This window comes from Micromonospora sp. WMMA2032 (assembly GCF_002688545.1).
GTDB classification, from domain to species: Bacteria; Actinomycetota; Actinomycetes; order Mycobacteriales; family Micromonosporaceae; genus Micromonospora; species Micromonospora sediminicola.
The window spans coordinates 4,301,658-4,327,661 of the sequence record NZ_CP024052.1 but is presented as its reverse complement, the minus strand read 5'-3'; the positions used below and the strand labels follow the sequence as shown (position 1 = coordinate 4,327,661).

Annotated in this window: 23 protein-coding genes; 15 read left to right on the top strand and 8 right to left on the bottom strand. The window is 72.2% G+C overall.

Annotated elements, in window-relative coordinates:
• Window positions 1-116 precede the first annotated feature (116 nt).
• Window positions 117-2,936: a transglycosylase domain-containing protein gene (locus CO540_RS20030; protein ID WP_099163210.1), complete on the bottom strand. Its 2,820-nt coding sequence runs from the start codon at window positions 2,934-2,936 to the stop codon at window positions 117-119.
• Window positions 2,937-3,130: 194 nt separating this feature from the next.
• Window positions 3,131-3,577: a DUF5318 domain-containing protein gene (locus CO540_RS20025; protein WP_099163209.1), complete on the bottom strand. Its 447-nt coding sequence runs from the start codon at window positions 3,575-3,577 to the stop codon at window positions 3,131-3,133.
• A gap of 174 nt (window positions 3,578-3,751) precedes the next feature.
• On the opposite strand from CO540_RS20025, the gene CO540_RS20020 reads away from it, so the two are divergent.
• Both CO540_RS20020 and CO540_RS20015 read left to right on the top strand, forming a co-directional pair.
• Entirely contained in the window at window positions 3,752-4,390 is a 639-nt protein-coding gene (locus tag CO540_RS20020) for a PadR family transcriptional regulator (protein WP_091567752.1), read from the top strand.
• Window positions 4,391-4,413: 23 nt separating this feature from the next.
• Complete coding sequence (locus tag CO540_RS20015) at window positions 4,414-5,493, top strand: inositol-3-phosphate synthase (RefSeq protein ID WP_091567747.1); 1,080 nt, start codon at window positions 4,414-4,416, stop codon at window positions 5,491-5,493.
• A 60-nt stretch (window positions 5,494-5,553) separates the two neighbouring features.
• Here CO540_RS20015 and CO540_RS20010 read toward each other — a convergent pair whose 3' ends face one another.
• The 3 genes from CO540_RS20010 to CO540_RS20000 all read right to left on the bottom strand — a co-directional run bounded on the left by CO540_RS20010 (window position 5,554) and on the right by CO540_RS20000 (window position 6,764).
• Window positions 5,554-5,940, bottom strand: coding sequence for a hypothetical protein (locus CO540_RS20010; protein ID WP_099163208.1), 387 nt, complete (start codon window positions 5,938-5,940; stop codon window positions 5,554-5,556).
• Entirely contained in the window at window positions 5,937-6,143 is a 207-nt protein-coding gene (locus tag CO540_RS20005) for a ribbon-helix-helix protein, CopG family (protein ID WP_157779162.1), read from the bottom strand. The genes CO540_RS20010 and CO540_RS20005 overlap by 4 nt, the downstream gene beginning before the upstream one ends.
• A gap of 138 nt (window positions 6,144-6,281) precedes the next feature.
• Window positions 6,282-6,764: a methylated-DNA--[protein]-cysteine S-methyltransferase gene (locus CO540_RS20000; protein WP_099163206.1), complete on the bottom strand. Its 483-nt coding sequence runs from the start codon at window positions 6,762-6,764 to the stop codon at window positions 6,282-6,284.
• 67 nt (window positions 6,765-6,831) lie between these two features.
• On the opposite strand from CO540_RS20000, the gene CO540_RS19995 reads away from it, so the two are divergent.
• From CO540_RS19995 to CO540_RS19980, 4 genes are read left to right on the top strand one after another with little or no spacing between them, the layout of a single operon-like run.
• Window positions 6,832-7,341 (top strand): SigE family RNA polymerase sigma factor, encoded by a 510-nt coding sequence (locus CO540_RS19995; RefSeq protein WP_253866084.1) that lies wholly within the window; start codon window positions 6,832-6,834, stop codon window positions 7,339-7,341.
• The gene (locus CO540_RS19990) at window positions 7,338-8,438 is read left to right on the top strand and encodes a PD40 domain-containing protein (protein WP_099163204.1); all 1,101 of its coding nucleotides are present in this window, start codon (window positions 7,338-7,340) and stop codon (window positions 8,436-8,438) included. Before CO540_RS19995 ends, CO540_RS19990 begins: the two co-directional genes overlap by 4 nt.
• 42 nt (window positions 8,439-8,480) lie before the next feature.
• Complete coding sequence (locus tag CO540_RS19985) at window positions 8,481-9,023, top strand: hypothetical protein (RefSeq protein ID WP_091567732.1); 543 nt, start codon at window positions 8,481-8,483, stop codon at window positions 9,021-9,023.
• A gap of 25 nt (window positions 9,024-9,048) precedes the next feature.
• Window positions 9,049-10,554: a flotillin family protein gene (locus CO540_RS19980; protein WP_099163203.1), complete on the top strand. Its 1,506-nt coding sequence runs from the start codon at window positions 9,049-9,051 to the stop codon at window positions 10,552-10,554.
• 58 nt (window positions 10,555-10,612) lie between these two features.
• On the opposite strand, the gene CO540_RS19975 is transcribed toward CO540_RS19980, so the two are convergent.
• Together CO540_RS19975 and CO540_RS19970 are read right to left on the bottom strand one after the other, a co-directional pair.
• Entirely contained in the window at window positions 10,613-12,649 is a 2,037-nt protein-coding gene (locus CO540_RS19975) for a S8 family serine peptidase (protein WP_099163202.1), read from the bottom strand.
• A gap of 180 nt (window positions 12,650-12,829) precedes the next feature.
• A complete protein-coding gene (locus CO540_RS19970; protein ID WP_099163201.1) occupies window positions 12,830-14,290 on the bottom strand; it encodes a CCA tRNA nucleotidyltransferase in 1,461 nt (486 codons plus the stop codon).
• Between the two features lie 133 nt (window positions 14,291-14,423).
• Between CO540_RS19970 and murJ the strand changes: the two genes are divergently transcribed.
• The 7 genes from murJ (at window position 14,424) to CO540_RS19935 (ending at window position 22,724) form a co-directional block, all read left to right on the top strand.
• Window positions 14,424-16,169, top strand: coding sequence for a murein biosynthesis integral membrane protein MurJ (gene murJ / locus CO540_RS19965; protein ID WP_099164858.1), 1,746 nt, complete (start codon window positions 14,424-14,426; stop codon window positions 16,167-16,169).
• A gap of 402 nt (window positions 16,170-16,571) precedes the next feature.
• Entirely contained in the window at window positions 16,572-18,191 is a 1,620-nt protein-coding gene (locus CO540_RS19960; protein WP_099163200.1) for a protein kinase family protein, read from the top strand.
• A 43-nt stretch (window positions 18,192-18,234) separates the two neighbouring features.
• Entirely contained in the window at window positions 18,235-18,936 is a 702-nt protein-coding gene (sigM, locus tag CO540_RS19955; protein WP_099164857.1) for an RNA polymerase sigma factor SigM, read from the top strand.
• Entirely contained in the window at window positions 18,933-19,910 is a 978-nt protein-coding gene (locus CO540_RS19950; RefSeq protein ID WP_099163199.1) for a hypothetical protein, read from the top strand. The genes sigM and CO540_RS19950 overlap by 4 nt, the downstream gene beginning before the upstream one ends.
• Before the next feature lie 179 nt (window positions 19,911-20,089).
• Complete coding sequence (gene trxB / locus CO540_RS19945; RefSeq protein WP_091567702.1) at window positions 20,090-21,043, top strand: thioredoxin-disulfide reductase; 954 nt, start codon at window positions 20,090-20,092, stop codon at window positions 21,041-21,043.
• Window positions 21,044-21,071: 28 nt separating this feature from the next.
• The gene (gene trxA, locus CO540_RS19940; RefSeq protein WP_091567699.1) at window positions 21,072-21,395 is read left to right on the top strand and encodes a thioredoxin; all 324 of its coding nucleotides are present in this window, start codon (window positions 21,072-21,074) and stop codon (window positions 21,393-21,395) included.
• A 165-nt stretch (window positions 21,396-21,560) separates the two neighbouring features.
• A complete protein-coding gene (locus tag CO540_RS19935; RefSeq protein WP_099163198.1) occupies window positions 21,561-22,724 on the top strand; it encodes an N-acetylmuramoyl-L-alanine amidase in 1,164 nt (387 codons plus the stop codon).
• Between the two features lie 5 nt (window positions 22,725-22,729).
• On the opposite strand, the gene CO540_RS19930 is transcribed toward CO540_RS19935, so the two are convergent.
• Window positions 22,730-23,395, bottom strand: coding sequence for a GNAT family N-acetyltransferase (locus CO540_RS19930; protein WP_091567690.1), 666 nt, complete (start codon window positions 23,393-23,395; stop codon window positions 22,730-22,732).
• A gap of 292 nt (window positions 23,396-23,687) precedes the next feature.
• Between CO540_RS19930 and CO540_RS19925 the strand changes: the two genes are divergently transcribed.
• Together CO540_RS19925 and CO540_RS19920 are read left to right on the top strand one after the other, a co-directional pair.
• Entirely contained in the window at window positions 23,688-25,001 is a 1,314-nt protein-coding gene (locus CO540_RS19925) for a PLP-dependent aminotransferase family protein (protein ID WP_099163197.1), read from the top strand.
• A 7-nt stretch (window positions 25,002-25,008) separates the two neighbouring features.
• Complete coding sequence (locus tag CO540_RS19920) at window positions 25,009-26,004, top strand: D-alanine--D-alanine ligase (RefSeq protein WP_099163196.1); 996 nt, start codon at window positions 25,009-25,011, stop codon at window positions 26,002-26,004.

The following is a 26,004-nucleotide window of genomic DNA, read 5'->3' as shown; positions in this document are numbered from 1 at the left end:
CATCCTGCCGTACGCCGGGGGTCGCCGTCCCGTCGCGCGCGGAGAAATTCCGGTCCGCGAAACGGCGGCGGCGGCCGGACCGCTGGGGTCCGGCCGCCGCCGTCAGGTCGTACGCGTCAGTTGGTCTGCCGCGTCGGTGGTGTGCTCGGGAGCAACCCGCCACCGCCACCGCCGCCACCGGGGAAGCCACCCCCACCGGGATTGCCCCCGCCGCCCTGGTCGCCGCCGCCGCCCGGGTTGCCACCGCCGGGGTTGCCCCCGCCGGGGGTGCCCCCGGGGCAGAACAGGCCCAGCGGGTCGCAGCCCGGGCCGCCGGGCTGACCCGGCTGGGTGGGCGGCGGCGGGGGCGCCTCGCCGTTGCCGGTGTCGTCCTTGCCCACGTTCGCCGCCGGCGGGAAGTCTTCCTTGTCCTTGCCCTTGAGCGCGGCGTTCATGAAGCGCTCGAAGATGTCACCGGGCATCTTGGCGCCGCTGATGCTCGCGCCGCCCTTGTACTTGATCGCCTTGCGGTCCTTGACGTTGCCGACCCATACGGCGGTGGCGAGCTGCGGCGTGTAGCCGATCATCCAGGCGTCGCCGTTGTCGGTGCTGCCGTCGCCGAGTTCCCAGGTGCCGGTCTTCTCGGCGGCCTTGCGTCCGTCGTCGAGCCGGTGGTTCACCTGTGCCGGGTACTTCTCCAGCACGGAGGTGACGTCGGCGACGATGTCCTTGTCGATCCGCCGCTGTCCCTTCAGCTTCTCGGCACCGACCAGGTCCCACTTGCCGGTCACCGGGTTCTGCTTCTCGACCTTCCGGATGAAGTGCGCCTTGTTGTAGATGCCCTGGTTGGCGAAGGTGGCGACGCCGTTGGCGTGGTCGAGCACGGTGATCGGGTACTGGCCGTAGCCGATCACGTGGAAGAACGGGTTGGGCGCCAGGTCCTTCGGGTCGGCCTTGGTCAGGTCGTGGGCCTTGGCCGGGTTCGTGTCGGTCTGCCACATGGTGGTGACGCCGGCCTGCTTGGCCATGTCGAGCACCTTGTCCGGGCCGATCTTCTCGGTGATGTAGTAGAACGGCACGTTCAGCGACTTGAGCGTGGACAGTTCCAGGGTGCAGGAGTCGCCGCAGGAGACCTTGTCCGCGCCGGCGTTGCTGACCTTGAACTTGGTGTCCTTCGGGGTGAACGCCGAGCCCTTCCACCGCGACTTGATCGAGATGCCGGCCTTGAGCGCCGCGGCCAGCGTGTAGATCTTGAAGCTCGAGCCCGGCGAGTGGCCGCCGCTGACCACGCCGTTCTCGACGTTCTTGCCGGCGTAGTCGGTGCCGGTGCCGTTGTCGCCGCCGTAGTAGGCGAGCACCCGACCGGTCTTCGGTTCGACCGACACCACGGCCGCCATCAGGTTGCTCGGCTGCCCGTTGAGCTCGGACTCCTTCCGGGCCCGCTGGGCCGCGTCGAGCGCCGCCTCCTGCATCTTCCGGTCGATCGTCGTGGTGATCTTGTAACCGCCGCGGCTGAGCGCCTTGGAGCAGAGCGGCTTGGCGTCGGTCGCCTCGGCCTCGTTGTCGGTGCACAGCTTCATCTCGCGCAGTTCCTGCGAGACGTAGTTGACGACGTTGCCGTACGGCGTGTCGATGCCGAAGCCACCGGCGCTGTTCTTGGTCGGCTTCTGCAGCGTCTTGGTCGGATACTCGGTGGGGTGGTCCGGCATGTTCGGCGCGTCCAGCCACTTCTCGGAGATCATGCCGTTGATCACGTAGTTCCACCGGTCCACCGCGGGCTGCGGGTTGATGGCCGGGTCGTAGCCCTTGTGCGTGGAGCTCGGCTCGGGCTGCTTGATCAGCGCCGCCAACACGGCGGCCTCGGCCACCGTGAGCTTGTCGACGTTCTTCTTGAAGTAGGTCTGCGCCGCCGACTGGATGCCGTACGCGCCGCGCCCGAAGTAGATGACGTTCAGGTAGTGCTGCATGATGACGCGCTTGTCGTAGCGGTCGTTCAGCTTCGAGGCGAGGATCGCCTCCTTGACCTTCCGGCCGTACGTGTCCTGGTTCAGGTTGTCGAACGCGTTGCGCGCGTACTGCTGGGTGATCGTCGACGCGCCCTGCTTGTCACCGCCGGTGAGGTTGTTCCAGGCGGCCCGGGCGATGCCCTTGTAGTCCACTCCGGAGTGCCGGTAGAAGTTCCGGTCCTCGGCCGCGGCGACCGCGTGCTGCACGTGCTCCGGGATCTGGTCGATGGTGACCAACTGCCGGTTCTGGTCGCCGATCCGGGCAATCATCTTGCCGCCCGAGTCGTAGACCGTGGTGGACAGCGGCGGGATGGTGTCCTGCGGGAGCGGCACTCCCTGCGAGTACCAGGTGAAACTGACCACGCCGATGCCGGCGAGCATGATGAACACCGCGAAGCTGGCGATCAGCATGTTGATCCGCCGCCGCTTCTTCGCCTGGGCCGGGTCACCGCCGCGGCCACCACGGCCGGGACCGCCGGGGCCGCCCGGCCCGCCCGGGCCAGCGGGCCCGCCCGGGCCAGCGCCGGAGAAGCCGGGTACCGAGGCCCGACCGCCGATCGACGCCGCGCCCACGCTCGCCCGCCCGGCGCCGCCGACGCTCGCCGCGCCCACCGAGGCGCGACCGGCCGGACCGGCCGGGGAGATCGGCACGGACGCCCGGCCCGCGCGCCCGGGCGCACCGGGAGCCGGCGAGACCGGCACCGAGGCCCGGCCCGCGCCGGCCCGGCCCACCGAGGCCGCGCCCGAGGCGCCCCGCGGCGCCGGCGCGGCGCCACCGACCGAGGCCCGGCCGCCGGTGCCGCGCGGTGTCACCGAGGCGCGCGCCGAGGCGCCGCCCTCCGGTGCGCCGGACCAACCGTTTCCGCGCGGACTCCGCTCGGAACCGGGGTCGCCGTTCGGGCCCGGGATCTGGGCCCGCCCACGCGAAGAACTGGGATCGCCGTAGTTCATTCCTCACACCCTGCCGGTCGCGGTGGGGCGCGGGGGCGCCACCACCGGGTTGCCGTGAGCTGGAACACGGGACGTTACCTGCCGGCCGCGCCGGCGTACGCCCGTCAAATCCGACCTATTCGGACCAATTACGCTTAATGGCTGTCGCTCGTGCCACCCGGTCACCGGGCCGGCAGCGGTCGGGACAGCCGCGTTCACCGTTGCGCCTCTCGCCTTCGCCGAGGGGTGGAGCCGTTGGCCGCGACCGACTCGCCCGCGTCCTCCGCCTCGCCCGCGAGACCGTCCCGACCGAGCAGGAACTGCTCGACGAGATGGTTCCAGTCGCAGCCGGGGCACACCTCCACCACGAACACCTGGAACTCACGCAGCGTCATGGCCAGGACGGGCAACTCGGCCCGGGTACGCGCCTGGCCGGCCGACTGCTTGAGTTCGTCACCGTAAATGTAGTGGACGTGGATCAGGTTCTCGCTGCGGCAGATCGGGCAGCGGTGGTCGGTCGGCTCACCGTGGAAGCGGGCGGCGTTCTTCAGGTACGGCGAGGCGTCGCAGACGTCGTACGTGCCGACCCGCCCCGCGAGGAGCTCACGCAGCACCGCCCGCTTCTGGAGCGAGTAGTCGACGACCTGGCGCTGCGTACGCATGCGGCAAAGGGTACGCGCTCCAACGAACCGAGGCGACCATGGTCACCATCGGTGACGACGGTGTCGCGTAACCCGGGGTTTGCCCTGCCCACCCGTCTCCGCTACCGTGCGATGTATCGGTCCGATACATCGCGGTGGTTAGCGCTCCGCGCAGGGGGAAAGAAGGGATGGCCCGTGCTCGAATTCGCCATCCTGGGTCTCCTGCAGGAGGCTCCGATGCACGGCTACGAGCTGCGCAAGGAGTTGACCGCCAAGCTCGGCGCCATCCGGGCGGCGATCAGCTACGGCACGCTCTACCCGACCCTGCGCCGGCTGCAGGCGGCGGGATGGATCACCGAAGCCGCCGAGACACCCGCGACCGCCGAGGAGGTTCCCGCGCTGACCAGCCGACGCGGTCGGGTGGTCTACACCATTACCGCGGAGGGCAAGGAACGCTTCGCCCAGCTCATAGCGCAGGCTGGACCCGAGACGTACGACGACACGGGCTTCGGGGTGCACTTCGCGTTCTTCGCCCGGACCGACCAGGCCACCCGGCTCCGGATCCTGGAAGGTCGTCGTCGAAAGATCGAGGAACGCCGCGAAGGTCTTCGTGACGTGCTCGGCCGGGCAGCCGAGCGCCTCGACGCGTACACCCTGGAACTGCAACGCCACGGGCTCGACGCCTGTGAGCGTGAGGTCCGCTGGCTGGAGGAGCTCATCGCCAACGAGCGCTCCGGCCGGGCCCCGACCGCCCCGCGACCCGGGACGACCGGTGGCCGAGGAGACAACGACAGCCCGCCCACGCCTGGCACGTCCAGGTCAGAGCGGCCGTGATGAAGAAGAAGGAGGCAGACGCTATGGGCTCCGTCCGCGTCGCCATCGTCGGTGTGGGTAACTGCGCCTCGTCCCTCGTGCAGGGCGTGGAGTACTACCGGAACGCCGACCCGAACGACCGCGTCCCGGGTCTCATGCACGTCACCTTCGGCGACTACCACGTCTCCGACGTGAAGTTCGTCGCGGCGTTCGACGTGGACGCCAAGAAGGTGGGCATGGACCTCGCGGAGGCGATCGTCGCCAGCGAGAACAACACGATCAAGCTCTGCGACGTCCCGCCGACCGGCGTGACCGTGCAGCGCGGGCCGACCTTCGACGGTCTGGGCCAGTACTACCGGGAGATCGTCGAGGAGTCGGACGCCCAGCCGGTCGACGTGGCGCAGGCGCTGCGCGACGCGCAGGTCGACGTGGTCGTCTCCTACCTCCCGGTGGGCTCCGAGCAGGCCGACAAGTTCTACGCCCAGGCCGCGATCGACGCCGGCTGCGCGTTCGTGAACGCCCTGCCGGTCTTCATCGCCTCGGACCCGGAGTGGGCGCAGAAGTTCACCGACGCCGGCCTGCCGATCGTGGGTGACGACATCAAGAGCCAGGTCGGCGCCACCATCGTGCACCGCGCCCTGGCGAAGCTCTTCGAGGACCGCGGGGTCGAGCTGCTGCGCACGTACCAGCTCAACTTCGGCGGCAACATGGACTTCATGAACATGCTGGAGCGCAACCGCCTGGTCTCGAAGAAGATCTCGAAGACCCAGTCGGTCACCTCCCAGATCCCGCACGAGATGAGCAAGAGCGACGTGCACATCGGCCCGTCCGACCACGTGCCGTGGCTGGACGACCGCAAGTGGGCGTACATCCGCCTGGAGGGTCGTTCCTTCGGTGACACCCCGCTCAACGCGGAGCTGAAGCTCGAGGTGTGGGACTCGCCGAACTCGGCCGGTGTCATCATCGACGCCGTCCGGGCCGCGAAGATCGCGCTGGACCGGAAGATCGGTGGCCCGATCCTCTCCGCCTCGTCCTACTTCATGAAGTCCCCGCCGGAGCAGTACGCCGACCACGACGCGCACGCCGCCGTCGAGGCGTTCATCGCCGGCGAGGTCGAGCGCTGACGCGCTGACCGGAACACCGTCGACGGCCGGGTCCGCAGGGGCCCGGCCGTCGTCGTTCCGTCAGGCCGACATCTCCAGGTACGGCGACAGCCGCAATGCCAGCTCCTCGACCGAGTCGACCTCTCCGCTGGTCAACGCGTCCGTCAACGCCATCCGCTCCTTCGCCGGCATGGCGAGGACGAACCCGGAACGTTCCAGGCAGACGTCGGCCGCCATCCAGGCGAGACTGGCGTTCCACATGTCGAGCGGACGCCAGACCAGGATCCCGTGCAGGAGAGCGGCCGCCTGGTCCAGCGGTGTCGGATAGACCAAACCCTGCAGCAGGTGCGCGTGCGGCCGGGCGGCCGAGGCGAAGAGGATTCCGCCGTCACGCACGATCGTGCCCGACGCCGTGCTGTCGGCCAGCAGCAGCAACAGATCCTCGGCGTCCGGCCAGTGCCGCGTCACCGGTCACCCAACATGTCGTAGAACTCGGCGTTGCGCTCACGGACCCGCCGCGCGGCCTGCCGGGTCCACTCGTCGCGCTCGTGCCGGTCCAGGTACGCCTGAACCGCCACCTCGACCGTCTTGTGCATCGAGCGGTGCTCCGCCTCGGCGAGCTCCTTGAGCCGCTTCTCGACCTCGGGCTTCAGGTTCAGGGTGAAGGCCATACCAGAGTTGTATAACTCGCCCGTCGGCACGTCAACCACGCTCGGTGGCACGTCTCCTCCTCGATCAGCTCGGATCCAACCGGGCCAGATCATGGGGAGGATCGCTCGGACCGGGGCGGACCGGCTGTGCGATCGCGCTCAGCGAAGCCAGTCGCGGCGCAGCGCCGCCGAGGCCTCCAGCTCCAGCAGCGTCACCTTGCGCGGCAGCCCGCCGCCGAAGCCGACCAGCTTGCCGCCCGCGCCGACGATCCGGTGACAGGGCACGATCACCGGCACCGGGTTGCGGTTGCACGCCACCCCGACCGCCCGCGCCGCGCCCGGGTCGCCGAGCGCCCGGGCCACCTCGCCGTAGGTGGTCGTCTCGCCGTAGGGAATGCGGGTCATCTCCCGCCAGACCGCGCGCTCGAACTCCGAGCCCCGGGGCGCCGACACCGGCACGCTGAACTCGGTCAGCTCACCGGCGAAGTAGGCCCGCAGCTCGGCCACGGCCAGCCGGGCCAGGTCGTCGCCGGGCTCGTCGGCCGCCGACGCCACCCGGCCGAAGTGCGCGCCGCGCACGGCGTCGTCGTCCGTCCCCACGGAGAACTCCCCGATCGGCGAGTCGAGCACGGTCCAGCGCATGCCACCCATTGTCGCGCGGCGGGCAAAGTTTTCCCCGCCCCGGGCGTCGGAGAGACGGAGGTGGACGGTGGCGGAGGTCGACCGGGAGTTCACCGCGTTCGTCAACGAGCGCGGAGCGGTCCTGCTGCGGGTCGCGTACGCGCTCGCCGGCAACCAGCACGCGGCGGAGGACCTGCTCCAGAACGCGCTGGCCAAGGCGTACGCCCGGTGGCCCCGGATCCGCGGCGACGCGGAGCCGTACGTGAAGCGGATTCTCTACCACGACCAGGTCTCCGGCTGGCGACGGCGGGCGCGACGGGCGGAGGTGCCGGTGCCGGAGCTGCCGGAGCGGCCGGCGGCCGGCGACGACAGCGACCTGCGACTGCTGTTGCGCGACGCGCTGCGCGCGCTGCCGCCACGCCAGCGCGCCGTGTTGACGCTGCGCTACCTGGAGGACCTGAGCGTCGAGCGGACCGCCGCGCTGCTCGGCTGCCGGCCCGGCACCGTGGCCAGCCAGAGCGCCAAGGCGCTGGCCCGGCTCCGGCACCTCGTGCCGGCGCTCGACGAGCTGACCGACCGGTCGGAGGTGACCCGATGAACTCGCCGCTGGACGAGATGCTCCGCAGTGCCGTACGCGACCTCGCCGACGGTGCCGCACCCGCGCCGGACCTGGCGTCGCGGGCGCTCGGTCGGGGCCGGCGGCTACGCCGGCGCCGGCGCGTCGCCGCGACCGCCACCGCGCTGGTCGCCGTGGTGGCGGTGACCCTGCCGTTCGTTCTGCTGCGCCCCCGCACCGGCCCACCGCCGACCACGCCCACGACGCCGCAGGTCACCGTCACCCCCTCGCCCGCGCTCCGGGCCGCACCCGGCGCGGACTGGGCGCAGCGACCGCTGGTACTGCCCGGCGACTGGGTGGTCACCCGGGCCCAGGTGGCGGGCGGCTCCGGCAGCGGACTCCTGCTCGACCGCGGACGCGGCCGGTACTTCGCCACCGACCGCTACGACGGCATCTTCCCGGCTCCGACCGGTTCCCTCGTCGCGGTCCGGGACGAGGACCGTCCCCGGGAGATCGGCCTGTTCGACCTGGCCACCGGACAGACCCGCTGGTACGAGGTCGGCCGCGCGCTGACCGCCCCACGCTGGTCCCCGGACGGACGGCGGCTGCTGTTCACCAGTCAGCAGGTCGACCACTTCGGTTTCGTCGTGCTCGACCTGGACGGCACGAAGAGGACGCATCCGGTCGGCCTGCTCGGCTGGCCCTGCGCCGACCGGTGCGAGTTCACCTGGACGCGCGACGGCCGGGAGGTCGCCCTGACGCTCAGCAGGCAGAAGTCGGAGGCGTGGCCCCGCGACCTCGCCAAGGGTGTACAGCTCCTGTCGGTCGACGACGGCCGACCCACCCGCCTGCTCGACATGCCGGGCGGTCCGGTCGGTCCGGACGCCTGGTCGCCGGACGGGAAGCTGGTGGTGGTCCAGGGCCGGCAGGAGCCGCTGCTGGTGGAAACGGCGACCGGCCGGGTGGTGAATGCGCTGCCCACCGCCGACGTCGTCTGGGTGACCGACGACCGGCTGCTCTACCGTCGGCCGCTCGGCGCGGGCGACTTCGTGCTCGCCGACACCACCGGCCGGGAACTGGTCCGCCAGCCGCTGCCGAAGCAACTGGTCGGTCTGGAGCTGACGATCGCGCCGCGCTGAGCGGTCGCTCGGCGGAAGCTGAACGTTCGCTGCACGCAGTCGATGTTGCGCGACGTCGATACCGTGCAGGTCGTGGCCACGGGGACGCTCATCTTCCTGATCATCGGCGGAGCCGGGGTCGGCGTGCTGACGCTGGCCCTGCTCGGATCGGGCGTGCTGCACCTGGGCCACCCGGACGTCGACGGGCCGGTGTCGCTGGAGGCGGTCGCCGGGTTCACCGGGGCGTTCGGGTTCGGCGCCGCGATCGTCAACGAGCTGCTCGGGGGTCGTACCTCCGGGATGATCGCGGTGGCGGCGGCCGGCGGCGCGCTCGCCGCCGTGCCCACCGCCTGGCTGGCGGCCCGGTTGAGCCGCGCGGCCCGCACCATGCGCACGGACCCCACCCCCACCCGTGACCACCTGGCCGGCGCGATCGGCCTGGTGGTCACGCCGATCCCCACCGGCGGATACGGCGAGGTCCGGGTACGCCTCGCCGGGCAGCCGGTGAAGCTCAACGCCCGGGCCGACCGGCCGATCCCGATCGGTGCCCGCATCTTCGTGGTCGAAGCGCTCAGCGAGACCAGCGTGCACGTCGAGACCTACTGATTCCTCAGCACAGACGGGAACCCCCATGCCCCTGCTCGTCGCCATCGGCGGCGCGGTCCTCCTCGCCGTCCTGCTCGTCCTCTTCGTGCTCTCCCGGATCAAGGTGGCCGGGCCGAACGAGGCCTTCATCGTCACCGGTCGCAAGGGCCGGACCACCCAGACCGCCGACGGCCAGCGCTCCACCGACATGTCCGGGCAGAAGGTCGTGCTCGGCGCCTCGGTCTTCGTGCTGCCGGTGGTGCAGAAGCTGCAGTCCCTCGACCTGTCCAGCCGGCGGATCGACGTCGGCATCCGGGGCGCGGTGAGCAAGCAGGGCATCCGCGCCGACCTGCACGGCGTCGCGATCGTCAAGGTCGGCGGCACCGAGGACGCGATCCGGGCCGCCGCGCAGCGGTTCCTGCACCAGCAGGACGAGATCGACAACTTCACCCGCGAGGTGCTGGCCGGCGCGCTGCGCTCGATCGTCGGCCGGCTCACCGTCGAGGAGGTCATCCGGGACCGGGCCGCGTTCGCCAGCGCGGTCGCCGAGGAGGCCGAGCACTCGATGACCAACCAGGGCCTGGTGCTGGACACGTTCCAGCTCCAGGACATCCTGGCCGAGGGCTCCTACCTCGCCGACCTGGGCCGGCCGGAGGCCGCCCGGGTGCTCAAGGACGCCGCCATCGCCGAGGCCCGGGCCCGCCAGGCCGCCGAGCAGGAGCGGCTGCTCGCCGAGGAGGCGATCGCCGAGGCGAACCGGAACCTGTCGCTCAAGCAGGCCGGCATCCAGGCCGAGATCGACGCGGCGAAGGCACGGTCGGCCGCGGCCGGGCCGCTCGCCCAGGCCGAGCGGGACCAGGCGATCCTCTCCGAGCAGCAGAAGGTGGCCGAGCGCAACGCCGAACTCAAGCAGCGCCAGCTCGACACCGAGGTGCGCAAGCCGGCCGACGCCCAGCGGTACAAGGTGGAGCAGGAGGCCGAGGCGGCCCGCAACGCGGCGGTGCTGCGTGCCGACGCCGAGCGGCAGGCCACCATCGCCGCCGCGCAGGCCGTCGCCGAGCAGTCCCGGCTCACCGGTGAGGGTGAGCGGGCCCGGCGCGCCGCGCTGGCCGAGGCGAACGCGATCGAGGGCGCCAAGGAGGGTGAGGCGGAGCAGCGCCGGCGGTCCGCGATCGCCGAGGCGGTCGAGCGGGAGGGCCAGGCCGAGGCCGCGGCCATCCTCGCCCGGGGCCAGGCGGAGGCCGACGCGATGGCCCGCAAGGCCGAGGCGTTCGCCGCGTACGGCGAGGCCGCCGTGCTGGACCTGCTGGTCAAGGTGCTGCCCGAGGTGGTCGGCGCGGCGAGTGCCCCGATCGGCGCGATCGACAAGATGACCGTCATCTCCACCGACGGCGCGTCGTCGCTGACCAAGTCGGTGGCCGGCAACGTCGCCCAGGGCCTCCAGCTCGGCAGCGACCTGACCGGCATCGACCTGGCCGGGCTGCTGGCGCGGCTGGGCAGCGCGCACACCAACGGCAAGAGCACCGTGGACGGCAGCACCGTCAACCCCTGACGACGAGGGCGCCCGCCGGTTCCCCGAGGGGAGCCGGCGGGCGCCGTGGTGGTACGGGTCAGAGTGCGCTGAAGACGAACTTCTCGCCGGCGCCCAGACCGAGGGTCTCGCTCTCCCAGTCGATGACGCGGCTGGCGATGAGCTGGCTGGTGCCGGTGCTGCCCGCGGTGACCGCGTTGCCGTTGGCGTTGGCCCGCACGTAGACCGAGCCGTCGGCGTTGTAGTCGAGGAAGTCGAAGGCCTCCCAGGCGCCGACGGCGGTGGCCTTGGCGATCAGGGCCCGGTTTCCGCCGGCGTCCGCGGTGACGAACTGGTTGTTGATCAGCGCGCGCAGGGCGAAGAAGCCGTCGCCCAGGCTGACGACCTCGTACTTCTCCCAGGCACCGACCGTCGCGGACCGGGCGATCAGCGGCTGCTTGCCACTGTTCTCGGCGGTCACGTACTTGCCGTTGGCCACCGCCTTGATGCCGACGACCGGGGCGGCCGCGTCGAAGTCGAACTTCTCCGCCGTGCCGATGGAGGTCTTGCTGGCGATCAGCGGGGTGGTGGCGTTCGACGCGGTGACGTACTTGCCGTTGGTCACGGCCTTCAGGCTGACGGTGCCGTCGGTGTTGGTGACGATCTGGAACTTCTCCCAGTCGCCGATCGAGGCGGACCGGGCGATCAGCGGCCGGTTGCCACCGCTCTCCGCGGTCACGAACAGGTTGTTCGTCACCGCCCGCAGACCGACGTAGCCGCTGCCGGCGTCCACCACGTCGTACTTCTCCCAGGCGCCGACCTCGACGCCGCGAGCGACCAACGGCCGGTTGCCGCCGCTCTCGGCGGTCACGTAACGGCCGTTGCCCCGGGCCTTCAAGCCGTACGACTCGCGCGCGACCACCGGGGCGCCGATGTGCAGGAGCCGGTCGGCGGAGCCCATGGTGTCGTGCACCGCGCCGTCGACACCGGTGCTGACGACGGAGTTGCGCACCTGCTGCGGCGTCCAGGTCGGGTGCTCCTCCAGCAGCAGCGCGGCGGCGCCCGCCACGTGCGGGGAGGCCATCGAGGTGCCGCTCATCGAGGTGGAGCCGGAGGTGGTGCCGGCCTTCGCCGAGACGATGCCGGCGCCCGGCGCGAACGTGTCCAGGCAGCTGCCGTAGTTGGAGAACCAGGCCCGCATGTCCAGCCGGTCGGTGGCGCCGACCGTGATGGCGGCCGGCACGTTCGCCGGCGAGGAGCCGCAGGCGTCGGTCCAGCTGTTGCCGGCCGCGACCGCGTAGGTGATGCCGGAGGCGATGGAACGCGCCACCGCGTCGTTGAGCGCCGGGTCGTTCTCACCACCGAGGCTCATGTTCGCCACGGACGGCCCGCTGGCGTGACCGGTGACCCAGTCGATGCCGGCGATGACGCCCTCGGTGGTGCCGTTGCCCTCGCAGTCGAGCACCCGGACCGCGACCAGCTTGACCTTCTTGGCCACGCCGTAGGTGGCGCCGCCGAGGGTGCCGGCCACGTGCGTGCCGTGGCCGTCGCAGTCCTGCGCGACGTCGTCCTGGTCGACGGCGTCGTAGCCGTTGCTGGCCCGGCCGCCGAAGTCCTCGTGGTCGATGTCGATGCCGGTGTCGATGACGTACGCGGTCACCCCGGCGCCGGTCGACGAGTAGGTGTACTCGCCGTCCGTTCTGGTCCTGGTCTGGTCGAGCCGGTCCAGGCCCCACGGCGGGGTGGTCTGGGTGTCGGTGGCCGTGTAGCGCTGGACCTGCTGCACGTACGCGACGTCCGGGTCGGCGGCGAGGCGCTCGGCCTGCCGACGGTCCATGCTGGCGGAATAGCCGTGCAGCGCCTTGCCGAAGACCCGGCGGACGGAGCCGCCGTGCTCACCGGCGAGCGCCGACGCGGCGGACTTCACCTTGGCCGGGGTGGCCTTGCCGTCCTTGAGGACGACGATGTAGCGGCCGGGAACGGCCCCGGGCAGGTCGGCGCCCCGGACCGGGGCCCGCTTGGCGTCGCCCGGGTCGGCCGAGGCGGCACCGCCGGTGGCGGCGCAGATGATCGAGGTGGCGGAGGTGAGGGCGAGCCCCACCAGCGCGGAGCGGCGCAGCGCGCCGGAACGTGACACCGAATTTTCTCCCCGTGTCCAGCGACCGTCCGGATCGGACGGGCGGATGTGATCAGGACAGCCGCACCCGTCGATCCGGGGGGCTGGTGATGACCAACATCATGCGGGAGACATCGACCGGAACGCGTCAACCGTTCGGTCGACACGCTGGCGTATCGTCGTCGTTTTTCCGCCGCGGGGTCAGCCGACGATGCCCTCGGCGCGGGCCCACCGCAGCAGCTCCGCCTCCGCCTCGTCGCGGTCCAGCGGACCGCGCTCCAGGCGCAGCTCCTTCAGGTGCTGCCAGGCCCGGCCGACCACCGGCCCGGGCGGCACGCCGAGCAGCTCCATGATCGCGTTGCCGTCCAGGTCGGGCCGGACCCGGGCCAGGTCCTCCTCGGCGGCGATCCGGGCGATCCGCTCCTCCAGCGCGTCGTAGTCGGCCGCGAGCTGGGCCGCCTTGCGCCGGTTTCGGGTGGTGCAGTCGGACCGGGTGAGCTTGTGCAGCCGGGACAGCAGGTCACCGGCGTCGGTGACGTAGCGGCGCACCGCCGAGTCGGTCCACTCGCCCCGGCCGTAGCCGTAGAAGCGCAGGTGCAGCCCGACCAGCTTGACCACCTGGGAGGTGATCTCCTTGGAGTAGCGCATCGCCTTCATCCGGGCCTTGGTCAGCCGGGCGCCGACCACCTCGTGGTGGTGGAAGCTGACCCGGCCGTCCGGGCCGACCGCCTTGGTGGCCGGCTTGCCGACGTCGTGCATCAGCGCGGCCATCCGCAGCACGAAGTCGCAGCCGTCCTCCTCCAGCGACATGGCGTTGCTGACCACGGTGAGCGTGTGCTCGTAGACGTCCTTGTGCTGGGCGTGCTCGTCGATGGTCAGCTTCAGGCCGGTCAGCTCGGGCAGGAAGCGCTCGGCCAGGCCGGTGTCGACCAGCAGCCGCAGCCCGGTGATCGGGTCGGCGCCGCAGAGCAGCTTGGTGAACTCGTCGCGGATCCGCTCGGCGGTGATCCGGTCCAGGTCCGTCGCCATCCGGGTCATCGCCGCCCGCACGTCCGGGTGGACGGCGAAGCGCAGCTGGGCGGCGAACCGGGCCGCCCGCAGCATCCGCAGGGGGTCGTCGCGGAACGACTCCTGCGGCGTGCCGGGGGTACGGATGATCTTGGCGGCCAGGTCGGCCAGGCCGCCGTACGGGTCGGTGAACCGGTGGTCCGGCAGGCTCACGGCCATCGCGTTCACGGTGAAGTCGCGGCGCTTCAGGTCCTCGGTCAGGCTGGTGCCGTACTGCACCACCGGATTGCGGCTGACCTGGTCGTAGACCTCCGCGCGGAACGTGGTGATCTCCAGGTTGAGGCCGTCGCGCTGGCAGGCGATGGTGCCGAACTCCCGCCCGGTCTCCCAGATCGACTCGGCCCAGCCCCGGATGATCCGGACGGTGTCGTCCGGGTGCGCGTCGGTGCAGAAGTCGAGGTCGTTGCCGAGGCGGCCGAGCAGCGCGTCCCGCACCGATCCGCCCACCAGGTGCAGTTCGTGACCGGCCCGGGCGAACCGCCGACCCAGCTCGTCGGCGACCGGGGAGACGCGGAGCAGCTCGGCGACGGCGTTGCGCTGTGCGGTGGTCAGCTCACGGCGGTCGGCGGCAGCGGAGGCGGAGGCTTCGGACATGGGAGCGCCAGCCTATCGGGCCGGGGGTGGATCGACCGCGCCGGGCGCGGGTAACGGGTCGAGGTTGACTAAGGTTCCGGTTGTGCGGGGCCGGCGGGGCCCGGTTCCGGCGTACCCCTTGGAGGCTGTGGAGATGAGCGGCGGCGGGCTCTACCGCAGCGCGAACGCGCACGACGGCGGCCTGCCGCCGGACGACGGCGCGACCTTCATCTCGGCGGAGCCGCTGAACCAGCCGGGCGTCGAGTCGGTCGCGCCGCCGCAGGAGGTGGTCGGCGAGACCAGCGCCGCCGCGAACAGCGCGGTGATGGCGATCGGCAGCCTGGTCAGCCGGGGCACGGGCTTCATCCGCAACCTCATGATCGGCGCGGCGCTGGGCGGCGCGCTGGTCGGCGACGCGTTCACCACCGCCATCTTCCTGCCGAACCAGGTCTACGAGTTCCTGCTCGGCGGCGTGCTCACCAGCGTGCTGATTCCGGTGCTGGTCCGGCGACGCAAGGCCGACCCGGACCGGGGCGAGGCATACTCCCAGCGGTTGCTCACGCTGGCCGTGCTGGCGCTGGCCGCCGTGGCGCTGATCGCCATGGCCGGGGCGTCGGTGTTGACCGCCATCTACGCGGGCGGCAAGGACCAGGACTACCAGGACCTCGTCACCGGCCTGTCCTACCTGATGCTGCCGATGCTGTTCTTCACCGGCGTGAGCGCGCTGATCGCCGCGGTGCTGAACACGCGCGGGCACTTCGCCGCCCCGATGTGGGCGCCGATCCTGAACAACCTCGTGGTCATCGGCGTCTGCGCGCTCTACATCGCGGTCTTCGGCGCCAAGATCATCCAGCCCGGTGAGATGGGCGGGGACCGCATCCTGCTGATCGGCGGCGGCACGCTGCTCGGCGTGGCCGTGCAGACCGCCGGCCTGCTGCCGGCGCTGCGCAAGGTCGGCTTCCGGTGGAAGTGGCGGTTCGACTTCCGCGCCCTCGGCCTGAGCGAGCTGGCCCGGCTCGGCGGCTGGATGTTCTGCTACGTCGGGGTCAACCAGCTCGGTCTCTTCGTGGTGGTCAACCTGCTCACCCGCGCCGCCGGCGGCGACAACGCCGGCCTGCTGATCTACAACAACGTCTTCCTGCTGCTGATGATGGCGCACGGCATCATCGCCGTCTCGATCATCACCGCGCTGATGCCCCGGATGAGCGCGGCCGCCGCCGAGAACCGGTTCGGCGACGTCACCGCCGACCTGTCCCGGGGCACCCGGATGGTCAGCGCGGTGCTCGCGCCCATCGCGGTCTGCTACGCGGTGCTGGCCGCCCCGATCTCCGTGGTGGTGTTCCGCTACGGCGCCTTCACCGGCGACAACGCGGTGGCCACCTCGACCGTGCTGCTGGTGGCGGCGCTCGGCCTGGTGCCGTTCGCGGTCAGCCAGCTCTTCACGTTCGCCTTCTACGCGCTGCCGGACACCCGCACCCCGGCCCTGGTCAACATCCCGGTGGTGATTCTGCGCGTCCTGCTCCAGGTGGGCCTCTTCCTGCTCTTCTCGAACACGTTCGCGGCGGCCGGGATGATGCTCGGCAACGCGGTGTCGTACCTGGCCGCGGCGATCATCTCGGCGATGCTGCTGCGGCCCCGGGTGGGCCGGATCGGGCTGGGCCGGATCATGCGGACGCTGGGTCGGGTGGTGGTGGCCGCGCTGGGTGCGGCACTGGTCGGCGTGCTCGTGGTGGCGGTGCTCCCCGGAGACCCGGCGGACCTGAGCTGGGCCGCCGCCGCGGTCCAGTTGGTGATCGGCGGCGCGGCGATCGGCGCGACCTACCTCGGGCTGGCCATGCTGCTGCGGATCGGCGAGATCACCGAGGTGGTCGGGATGGTCCGGCGGCGACTCGGGCGCTGACCCGCCGCCGGTGACCGACGGTGAACGAGGATCACCAGGCTGGGGATACGGCTGTGGATAACTCGGAATTCCGCCGTCCAGTGGGCCTCTCGGCCTGTGGACAACCAACCGTACGGACGAGGGTGCCCAGGCCGGGGGCGGGAACGCCACACCGGTACGCCCCTGCGCCGACCACTTGCGGTCAACCTCTAGATTGGCGGTGCGTGTCCGGGTCGGGCGCCGGCGCGGGTGTTCCGACCTGTTCGGATCCGCGGTGACTGGCTTCCCACCGGCCGCAGCGGGAAGATGACATGTCGGAGAACCGGGCATCCCGGGTAAGGTCGCTCTCGACGGGTACGGCAGGTGCCGACGTGGGCGTCGGCGCCGGCGTGCCGGTTCCACCGAGGCCAGAGCGGGAAACACATGCCCAGCAACACGGGTCCATCGATCGACACGATCACCGAGGGAGGACGGGTGACCCAGGTCGGCGAGGGTCAGGAAGCGGAGGAAACCTCTCCTGCGGTCGTGACCTTCGGTGCTCCCTCGGTCGGTGAGCTCCTCGCCGAGCGCTACGAGCTGGTCGAGCACATCAACAACGACAGCGCGGGCCGGCTGGTCTGGCGCGGGGTCGACGTCATCCTGCGCCGTCCCGTCGCGGTGGTCCTCCGCTACCCGGGTGGCGACTCCGCCACCGAGATGCTCCAGGCCGCGGTCGCGGCGAGCCGGGTCATCCACCCCAACCTGGTCGGCGTCTACGACGCGATCGACGAGGACGACCGGGCGTACGTGGTCCGCGAGTGGGTGGACGGGCAGTCGCTGCGCGAGATGGTCGCCGCCGACGGACCGATGGACCCGACCCGGGCCACCGCGATCGGCAACGCCGTCGCCAGCGCCCTCGCCGCCGTCCACGCCACCGGCATGGTGCACGGCAACCTCCACCCCGGCACCGTGATGATCAGCGACGACGGCCGGGTGGTCCTGGCCGACGCGCGCACCGACGGGGCGGACAGCCAGGAGAGCGACCTGCGGGCCGTCGGCGGGGTGCTCTACTTCGCCCTCACCGGGCACTGGCCGCACGGCGAGGCCCCGCTGCACGGCGCCACCGCCGGGCACGGCCGGGCCGCCCTGCCGGACGCCGTCCGGGACGCCGGCGGCGCCATCGCCGCGCCCCGTCAGGTCCGCGCCGGCGTGCCGGCCTACCTCGACGACCTCACCATGGACCTGCTCGACCCGGAGATCGCCCCGCCCTCGTCGGACGTGCTGGCGGCCGAGCTGAGCCGGCTGGACATCCCGGCCGACGAGCAGTTCCTGGAGCAGGCCGGCCCGCTGCGCTTCACCGCCGACCCCGGCGAGGAGCCGTCGCCGCTGGCCGCCGCCGCCGGCGGACGCCGGGTCGCCATGGGCATCGCCGGCCTCCTGGCGGTCGCCCTGATCGGGCTGCTCATCGGCGTCAACGCCCTCGGTGGCGGGGACGACGGCGACAAGGAGCCGGTGGCCCAGCCGTCCAGCAGCGCGCCCGCCGGCGGTGGCAGCAGCGAGGCCGCTCCGCCGGTCCGCAAGCTCACCATCCAGGACGTCCGGGTGATCGACCCGGACAGCAACGACCGCGCCGAGGTGCGCGACGCCGAGAAGGTGATGGACGGCAGCGACGACGAGGGCTGGGAGACCCAGACCTACAAGAACAACGGCAAGTTCGGCGGCCTCAAGAAGGGCATGGGGATCTGGATCGACCTCGGGGCACCGCACACGGTCAAGTCGCTCCAGGCCAGCCTGTCGTCCACCGACGCCTCGGCCGAGCTGCGGGCCGGCACCAAGGGTGAGTTCCCGTCCACCTCCAAGGGCGACAAGGACCTCGTCGCGGCGTATCCGACCGTGATCGGGCAGCCCTTCGAGGACCACAACGGCACCACCATGACGTTCGACGGCTTCGACCCGAACGAGAAGTACCAGTACCTCCTCTTCTGGATCACCGAGCTGCCGAAGAAGGACGACGGCCCCGGGTGGAAGCTCGGCGTCCAGGAGATCACGGTCCAGGGCTCGTGATCCGTCCGCCGTACCCGTCGCGCCACCTCCGCCGGACGTGGTGATGGCGGGCTCCGGCGGCGGCGAGCCGGGCAGGTCCGACCTGGAGCTGCTCCGGGCCCATGTCGCGGGCGACCGGGACGCCTTCACCGAGTTGTTCCACCGGCACCGGGACCGGCTCTGGGCAGTGGCCCTGCGGACCATCGGCGACCGCGAGGACGCGGCCGACGCGCTCCAGGACGCCATGCTGTCGGCCCACCGCGCCGCGGCCCGCTTCCGGGGCGACTCGGCGGTCACCACCTGGCTGCACCGGATCGTGGTGAACGCCTGCCTGGACCGGATGCGTCGGCGTCAGACCCACGCCACCGTCCCGCTGCCCGACGGGGTGCACACCGACGGCGAACCGGGCCGGCACACCGGCGGGATCGAGCCGGCCGCACCCGCCCGGGACCACGAGACCGCGCTGGTGGTCCGGCAGGCGCTCGCGGCGCTGCCGGCGGAGCAGCGGGCCGCGCTGGTCCTGGTGGACGTGCAGGGCTACCCGGTGGCCGAGGTGGCCCGGATGCTCGACGTCGCCGAGGGGACGGTGAAGAGCCGCTGCGCCCGGGGCCGGGCCCGACTCGCCATGCTTCTCGGGCACCTGCGCACCGGCTCGGACGACGCCGTGGACGTGCCCCGGGTCACGGCGGGGAACCGCCGGCCGTCCGAGGGCGTCGGATCCTCGTCGGGAGCGTCCCGGCACTCGGTCAGCCAGGAGGAGCCGTGACGTCCCGGGAGTTCAGCGAGGTCGACCACGACCTGCTCGCCGACTACCTCGGCGGGGCGCTGGAGGGCACCCCCGAGCAGGCGACCGTCGCCCGGCTGGTCGAGCGGAACCCGGCGTGGCGCGAGGCGTACGCGAGCCTGGCCCACGCGGTCGACCTGGTGCACGCCGACCTGGCCGACTGGGCCGCCGAGCCCGCGCCGGAGATGCCGGTGGCGGTGGCGGACCGGATCACCGCCGCGCTCTCCGGCGCCGGACCGGCACCGGTCGCCGACCCCGACCGCGCGCTTCGGGACGTCGTACCGGCACAGCCGGGCCGGGTGACCCGCCCGCCGGGCACGGCGGAGCGCCCCGCGCGGAGCACCGGTCCGGGCCGGCGTTCCCGGCGCTGGGCCCGACTGGCCGGTCCGGTGGCGCTGGCCGCGGCCTCGGTCGCGGCGGTGGGCCTGGGTGTGGGTCGGCTGGCGGACGTGGGGGGCGACAGCTCCGGCAGCACTGCCGACCGGGCGGCCGGGGAGGCGGCTCCGATGGCCGCCGCGCCCTACCGGACGACCGGGCCGACGCTGCGCAGCGGCACGGACTGGACCCCGGAACGCCTCGCCGGCAGCCGGGCCAGCGCCGCGGCCGTCCCGTCGCCGAAGTCGATGCGACCGGACATGGCCGGGCCGTCGGGTGCGGCGGAGGGCGGCCGGGAGACGCCGTTCTCCGCGGAGAAGAACCGCCTCGGCGCCGTCGGCGGGCTGGACCGGCTGGACCGGCCCGAGGCGCTGGCCGGCTGCCTGACCGCGATCGGCGCCGAGCACGGCGCCACGCCCCTCACCGTCGACGTGGTGGACTACGCCCGGTTCCAGGGGGCGCCGGCGCTGGTGGTGACGTTCTCCGACGCCGACGGCACCCGATGGGGGTGGGTGAGCGGCCCGGAATGCGGCGTACCCGGGTCCGGCGCGGACACCCGGTTCCGTACGCGGGTAGGGTGAAACCGCGGTCACCGCGCCTGTCCCGCCACGTGACGTGACCCACCGGATGACCGGCTCGGGAATCCCCGCTTCGTACGATGGCGTTCTGCAAGTCAGGCGCCGGCGCCTCGGAGAGCCGTCGGCACTAGGGATCGACATCGGTGCGCACCGGTGACGAACACACACATCGGGAGACGGCAGTGGACGAGGTCCGCAACCTGATCATCATCGGCTCCGGGCCGGCCGGTTACACCGCTGCGGTCTACGCCGCGCGTGCCAACCTCAAGCCGCTGGTGATCGAGGGCGTGCAGTCCGGTGGCGCGCTGATGACCACCACCGAGGTGGAGAACTTCCCCGGCTTCGCGGACGGCATCCTCGGCCCCGAGCTGATGGACAACATGCGCAAGCAGGCCGAGCGGTTCGGCGCCGAGTTCCTCACCGACGACGTGACCCGGGTCGAGCTGAAGGACACCGGCGAGATCGGCTCCGACGCGGTGAGCACCGTCTGGGTGGGCGAGACCGCCTACCGGGCCCGGGCCGTCATCCTCTCCACGGGCTCGGCGTGGCGTCCGCTGGGCGTGCCGGGCGAGCAGGAATACCTGGGCCACGGTGTGTCGTCCTGTGCCACCTGCGACGGCTTCTTCTTCCGCAACCAGCACATCGTGGTGGTCGGCGGCGGCGACTCGGCCATGGAGGAGGCGAGCTTCCTCACCCGCTTCGCCGAGTCGGTGACGATCCTGCACCGCCGCGACTCGTTCCGCGCCAGCAAGATCATGGCCGAGCGGGCGCTGGGCAACGAGAAGATCAAGGTCGAGTGGAACACCACCGTCGAGGAGATCCTCGGCGAGGACGGCAAGGTCAGCGGCGTCCGGGTGCGCAACGTGCACACCGGCGAGAGCAAGGTGCTCGACGTCACCGGCGTCTTCGTGGCGATCGGTCACGACCCGCGCAGCGAGCTGTTCCGCGGCCAGGTCGAGATGGACGACGAGGGTTACGTGAAGGTCCAGGCGCCGAGCACCCGCACGAACGTGCCGGGCGTGTTCGCCGCCGGTGACCTGGTCGACCACACCTACCGGCAGGCCATCACGGCCGCCGGCACCGGGTGCGCCGCCGCGCTGGACGCCGAGCGCTTCATCGCCACCCTGCAGGGCTGAGAATTTTCACGAGGAGGAGGGGTTCATAGTGGGAGCCACCAAGGCGGTCACGGACGCGAGCTTCGCGAGCGACGTGCTGAAGTCCGACAAGCCGGTTCTGGTCGACTTCTGGGCGGAGTGGTGCGGTCCGTGCCGCAAGGTCTCGCCGCTGCTGGAGGAGATCGCGGGCGAGATGGCTGACCAGGTCACCATCGTCAAGCTCAACATCGACGAGAACCCCGAGACGGCGCGTACCTACCGGGTGATGTCCGTGCCGACGCTGACCATCTTCAAGAACGGCGAGCCGGTCCAGTCGATCGCCGGCGCCAAGCCCAAGGGCGAGCTGGTCCGACTCATCGAGTCGGCGCTCTGACCCGGACCGACACCGTCGGAAGCCCCGTCACCCCACCCGGGTGGCGGGGCTTCCGGCTTTCCTGACCTGCGTGAACACGAAGCCGGAGAGTGACGGGCCACGGTACGCTCCGTAAGCGTCCGTCGGAGTTCCCGGTCCGCCAACGTCCGTGCAGAGGGGGTCGTCGTGCGTCCGATCCGACCCGGTGACCGGGGACCCGCGGTGGCCGAGATCCGCACCGTCCTCGCCGGCCTGGAACTGCTCCCGGCCGACGGCCCTGGCCACGACGACTACGACACCGCGACGGAACGCGCCGTCCGTGCCTTCCAGCAGTCCCGGGGCCTCAGCGTCGACGGGCGGGTCGGCGCGGAGACCTGGCGGGCGCTGGACGCGGCCCGCTGGCGGTTCGGCGCCCGCGCCCTCTACCACGCCGTGCCCGAGCCGCTCACCGGCGAGGACGTCCGGTCCCTCCAGGAACGTCTGCTGGAGATGGGGTACGACGTCGGCCGGGCCGACGCCATCTACGGCATCCGCACCTCACGGGCGGTGGCCCAGTTCCAGCGCGAGATGGGTCTCAAGCCGGACGGCTCCTGCGGTCCGCACACCGTCAACGCGCTGCGCCGCCTCGGCCGCAAGGTCGTCGGCGGGCGGCCGCAGTGGCTACGCGAGTCCGACGCCATCCGCCAGGCCGGCCCGACCCTGGTCGGCCGGACCGTGGTGATCGACCCGGGTCACGGCGGCACCGACCCCGGCGTGGTGGTGCCGGACGGCACACTGCGCTGGACCGAGGCGGACCTGGTGCACGACCTGGCCAGCCGACTGGAGGGACGGCTCGCCGCCGCCGGCGTACGGGTGCAGTTGACCCGTGGCCCGGCACCGGCGACCTGCCTGCCCGACGCGGACCGGGCCCAGCTGGCCAACTCGCTCGGCGCCGACGTGTTCATCTCGCTGCACGTCGACGGGCACACCAACCCGGAGGCCGACGGCGTCGCGACCTACCACTACGGCACCGACAACGGCGTCACCTCGGCCACCGGGGAACGCCTGGCCGGGCTGGTGCAGCGGGAGATCGTGGCCCGCACCGGGCTGCGCGACTGCCGCACCCACGCGAAGGCGTGGGAGCTGCTGCGCCTCACCCGGATGCCGGCGGTCCGCGTCGAGGTGGGCTACCTGACCTCCCCGGACGACCTGGGCCGGCTGGTCGACCCCCGGTTCCGGGACCGGGTCGTCGAGGCGATCGTGGCCGGGGTGCAGCGGATGTACCTGCCGATCGAGCGGGACGTGCCGACCGGCTCGATCGACGTGAGCGAGCTGCGGGCGATCGTGGCCGCCGGCACCGTGGTCGACTGAACCGGTCAGCTCGTCGAGCGGGTGGCCGGCGCCGGCCGCACCGGGCGCAGCAGCGTCTCCGGGCTCATCGACCCGAGCAGCTTCTCCAACGCGTATTCGACGTCGGACTTCCAGCTCAGCGCCGTCCGCAGTTCCAGCCGCAGCCGCGGGTAGCGCGGGTGCGGGCGGACGGTCTTGAAGCCCACCGAGAGGAAGAAGTCGACCGGCGCGAGGCAGGCCCGGGTCGGGCTGTCCGCGTCGTCGCCGAACTTGGCGTCACCGAACGCCTCGATCGCCTTGATGCCACGCTTGGTCAGGTCGCGGGCCACGCCTTGGACGAGCATTCGGCCCAGGCCGCCGTCGGCGAAGGCGGGCACCACGTGCGCCGTCATCAACAGCGCCGCATCCGCCGAGACCGGCGAGGTGGGAAAGGCCATCGAGCGCGGAACGTACGCCGGTGGGGCGTACATGACGAAACCGGCCGGCATGCCGTCGACGTAGACCAGCTTGCCGCAGGAGCCCCACTCCAGCAGCGTCTGGGAGACCCACGCCTCCTTCTCCAGGCCCGGGTCGCCGGCCGCGCAGGCCCGCTCGGCGGAAACCGGATCCAGCTCCCAGTAGACGCACCGCCGGCAGGATCGGGGAAGGTCCTCCAGGGTGTCCAGGGTCAGGCTGACCAGACGTCGCGACATGAGCGCACCCCACCAACAGTCTCGGAGCGTCGGCCTGCGCGGTGTCCCGCAGCCCTCCTGCCCCCGACGAGCGATCGTACGCCGCCACCCGCCGGTACGGGAGAGGACGCGCGAACCTCCACCCGGGCGGCGGACCGCCGGTCCGGGATGTGGACGTGTCCACACGGTGGGTCCCGTGACGGTCACCAGGGACTACGATCGACCAACCGGCCGCGTGCGCCGCCAATGGATGCCGGCATCGCGGGTACCACACCGGGCGGCAGCCCCGCCGACACCCGATCGAGGTGATGTCATGACCGGCACGACGCTCGACGACTACACCGACCGGTACGCCCGGCGCGTCCGGGGGATGACCGCGTCGGAGATCCGGGCACTCTTCGCGGTCGCCAGCCGCCCGGAGGTCGTCTCGCTCGCCGGTGGGGCTCCCTACATCGCGGCGCTGCCGCTGGACGCGGTCGGCGAGATGCTCGGCCGGCTCGGCGCGGAGCACGGCGCCACCACCCTCCAGTACGGCATCGGCCAGGGCACCCCGGAGCTGCGTGAGCGGATCTGCGAGGTGATGTCCCTCTCCGGGATCGACGCGTCGTGCGGCGCCTCCCCGGAGGACGTGGTGGTGACCGTCGGCGGTCAGCAGGCGCTCGACCTGGTGGCCCGCCTCTTCCTGGACCCGGGTGACGTGGTGCTCGCCGAGGGCCCGACGTACGTCGGCGCGCTCGGGGTGTTCCAGGCCGCCCAGGCCCAGGTGGCCCACGTGCCGATGGACGACGAGGGGCTCATCCCGGAGGCGTTGGAGGTGGCGATCGCCGACCTGGCCCGGGCCGGCCGGCGGGTGAAGTTCCTCTACACCATCCCGACCTACCAGAACCCGACCGGCGTGACGTTGAGCGAGGAGCGGCGGGAGCGGGTGCTCGACATCTGCGAGCGCGCGGGGCTGCTCGTGGTGGAGGACGACCCGTACGGTCAGCTCGGTTTCTCCGGTGAGGCGCCCGCGCCGCTGCGGGCCCGGCGGCGCGACGGCGTCTTCTACCTGAGCACGTTCTCCAAGACCTTCGCGCCCGGTCTGCGGGTGGGCTGGATCCTCGCCCCGCACGCGGTCCGCGACAAGCTGGTCATCGCCAGCGAGGCGCAGATCCTCTGTCCCAGCGGCTACGCGCAGGCGGCCGTCTCGACCTACCTGGGCACGATGCCGTGGCGGCAGCAGCTCAAGGTCTACCGCGAGGTCTACCGCGAGCGCCGGGACGCGCTGCTCGACGCGATGGCCGACCTGATGCCGGAGGGCACCACCTGGACCACGCCGGGTGGCGGCCTGTTCGTCTGGGCGACCCTGCCCGAGGGCCTCGACTCCAAGGCGATGATGCCGCGCGCCGTGGCCGCCCGGGTCGCGTACGTGCCGGGGACCGGCTTCTACGCGGACGGCACGGGCGCCGGGAACATGCGGCTCAACTTCTCCTTCCCGCCGCCGGAGCGGATCCGGGAGGGCGTCCGCCGGCTGGCCGGCGTGATGGAGCAGGAGATCGCGATGCGGAAGGTCTTCGGTGCGGTCGGCGGCGCCGGTACGCGCCGACGCCAGGGCGGCTCGGACGCGCCCGGCCCCGACTTGGCATGATTCCCGCATGGCCGACAGCCCTGCCGCACCGACTCCCGTGACCGGACCCACCTCCGACGAGCTGCGCGTGCTGGTGCTCGCCGGCGGACTCTCCTACGAACGGGACGTCTCGTTGCGGTCGGGCCGCCGAGTGCTCGACGCGCTGCGCGCGGTCGGCGTGGAGGCGGACCTCCGGGACGCCGACGTCGCGCTGCTTCCCGCCCTGACCGCCGACCCGCCGGACGCGGTGGTGATCGCCCTGCACGGCGCGACCGGCGAGGACGGCTCGCTGCGCGGCGTCCTCGACCTCTGCGACGTGCCCTACGTCGGCTGCGACGCCCGCTCCTCCCGGCTCGCCTGGGACAAGCCGTCGGCCAAGGCGGTGCTGCGCGAGGCGGGCATCCCCACCCCCGACTGGGTGGCCCTGCCGCACGACCGCTTCTCCGAGCTGGGTGCGGTGGCGGTGCTGGACCGGATCGTCGACCGCCTCGGGCTGCCGCTGATGGTCAAGCCGGCGCAGGGCGGGTCGGGCCTGGGCGCCGCCGTCGTCAGGGAGGCCGCGTCGCTGCCGGCCGCGATGGTCGGCTGCTTCGCGTACGACCAGACGGCGCTGGTGGAGCGCTACGTGCCCGGGATGGACGTCGCGGTCTCCGTGCTCGACCTGGGCGAGGGGCCGCGAGCCCTGCCGCCGGTGGAGATCGTGCCGCGCAACGGCGTCTACGACTACGCCGCCCGCTACACGGCGGGACGCACCACGTGGCACGCCCCCGCCCGACTCGACGCCGCGACCACCGCTCAGGTGACCGAGGTGGCGCTCGCCGCACACACCGCCCTCGGCCTGCGCGACCTGTCCCGGGTCGACCTGATCGTCGACGCGGAGGGCCGGCCGCACGTGCTGGAGGTCAACGTGTCGCCGGGCATGACCGAGACCTCGCTGCTGCCGCTCGCCATCCAGGCGGCCGGGCTCGACTTCGGCCGGGTGCTCGGCACGCTGGTGAGCCGGGCCGCCGCCCGCCGCCGCTGA

Excerpts from the sequence above, each read along its gene's own strand:
- CO540_RS19930 (WP_091567690.1), bottom strand. The coding sequence starts at position 23,395 with ATGTCGCGACGTCTGGTCAGCCTGACCCTGGACACCCTGGAGGACCTT.
- CO540_RS20030 (WP_099163210.1), bottom strand. The coding sequence starts at position 2,936 with ATGAACTACGGCGATCCCAGTTCTTCGCGTGGGCGGGCCCAGATCCCG.
- CO540_RS20000 (WP_099163206.1), bottom strand. The coding sequence starts at position 6,764 with ATGCGCTGGACCGTGCTCGACTCGCCGATCGGGGAGTTCTCCGTGGGG.
- murJ (WP_099164858.1), top strand. The coding sequence starts at position 14,424 with ATGAGCGGCGGCGGGCTCTACCGCAGCGCGAACGCGCACGACGGCGGC.
- CO540_RS19990 (WP_099163204.1), top strand. The coding sequence starts at position 7,338 with ATGAACTCGCCGCTGGACGAGATGCTCCGCAGTGCCGTACGCGACCTC.
- CO540_RS19985 (WP_091567732.1), top strand. The coding sequence starts at position 8,481 with ATGTTGCGCGACGTCGATACCGTGCAGGTCGTGGCCACGGGGACGCTC.
- sigM (WP_099164857.1), top strand. The coding sequence starts at position 18,235 with ATGGCGGGCTCCGGCGGCGGCGAGCCGGGCAGGTCCGACCTGGAGCTG.
- CO540_RS19925 (WP_099163197.1), top strand. The coding sequence starts at position 23,688 with ATGACCGGCACGACGCTCGACGACTACACCGACCGGTACGCCCGGCGC.
- CO540_RS19980 (WP_099163203.1), top strand. The coding sequence starts at position 9,049 with ATGCCCCTGCTCGTCGCCATCGGCGGCGCGGTCCTCCTCGCCGTCCTG.
- CO540_RS20015 (WP_091567747.1), top strand. The coding sequence starts at position 4,414 with ATGGGCTCCGTCCGCGTCGCCATCGTCGGTGTGGGTAACTGCGCCTCG.
- CO540_RS19920 (WP_099163196.1), top strand. The coding sequence starts at position 25,009 with ATGGCCGACAGCCCTGCCGCACCGACTCCCGTGACCGGACCCACCTCC.
- CO540_RS20025 (WP_099163209.1), bottom strand. The coding sequence starts at position 3,577 with ATGCGTACGCAGCGCCAGGTCGTCGACTACTCGCTCCAGAAGCGGGCG.
- CO540_RS20005 (WP_157779162.1), bottom strand. The coding sequence starts at position 6,143 with ATGGCCTTCACCCTGAACCTGAAGCCCGAGGTCGAGAAGCGGCTCAAG.
- CO540_RS19970 (WP_099163201.1), bottom strand. The coding sequence starts at position 14,290 with ATGTCCGAAGCCTCCGCCTCCGCTGCCGCCGACCGCCGTGAGCTGACC.
- CO540_RS19960 (WP_099163200.1), top strand. The coding sequence starts at position 16,572 with ATGCCCAGCAACACGGGTCCATCGATCGACACGATCACCGAGGGAGGA.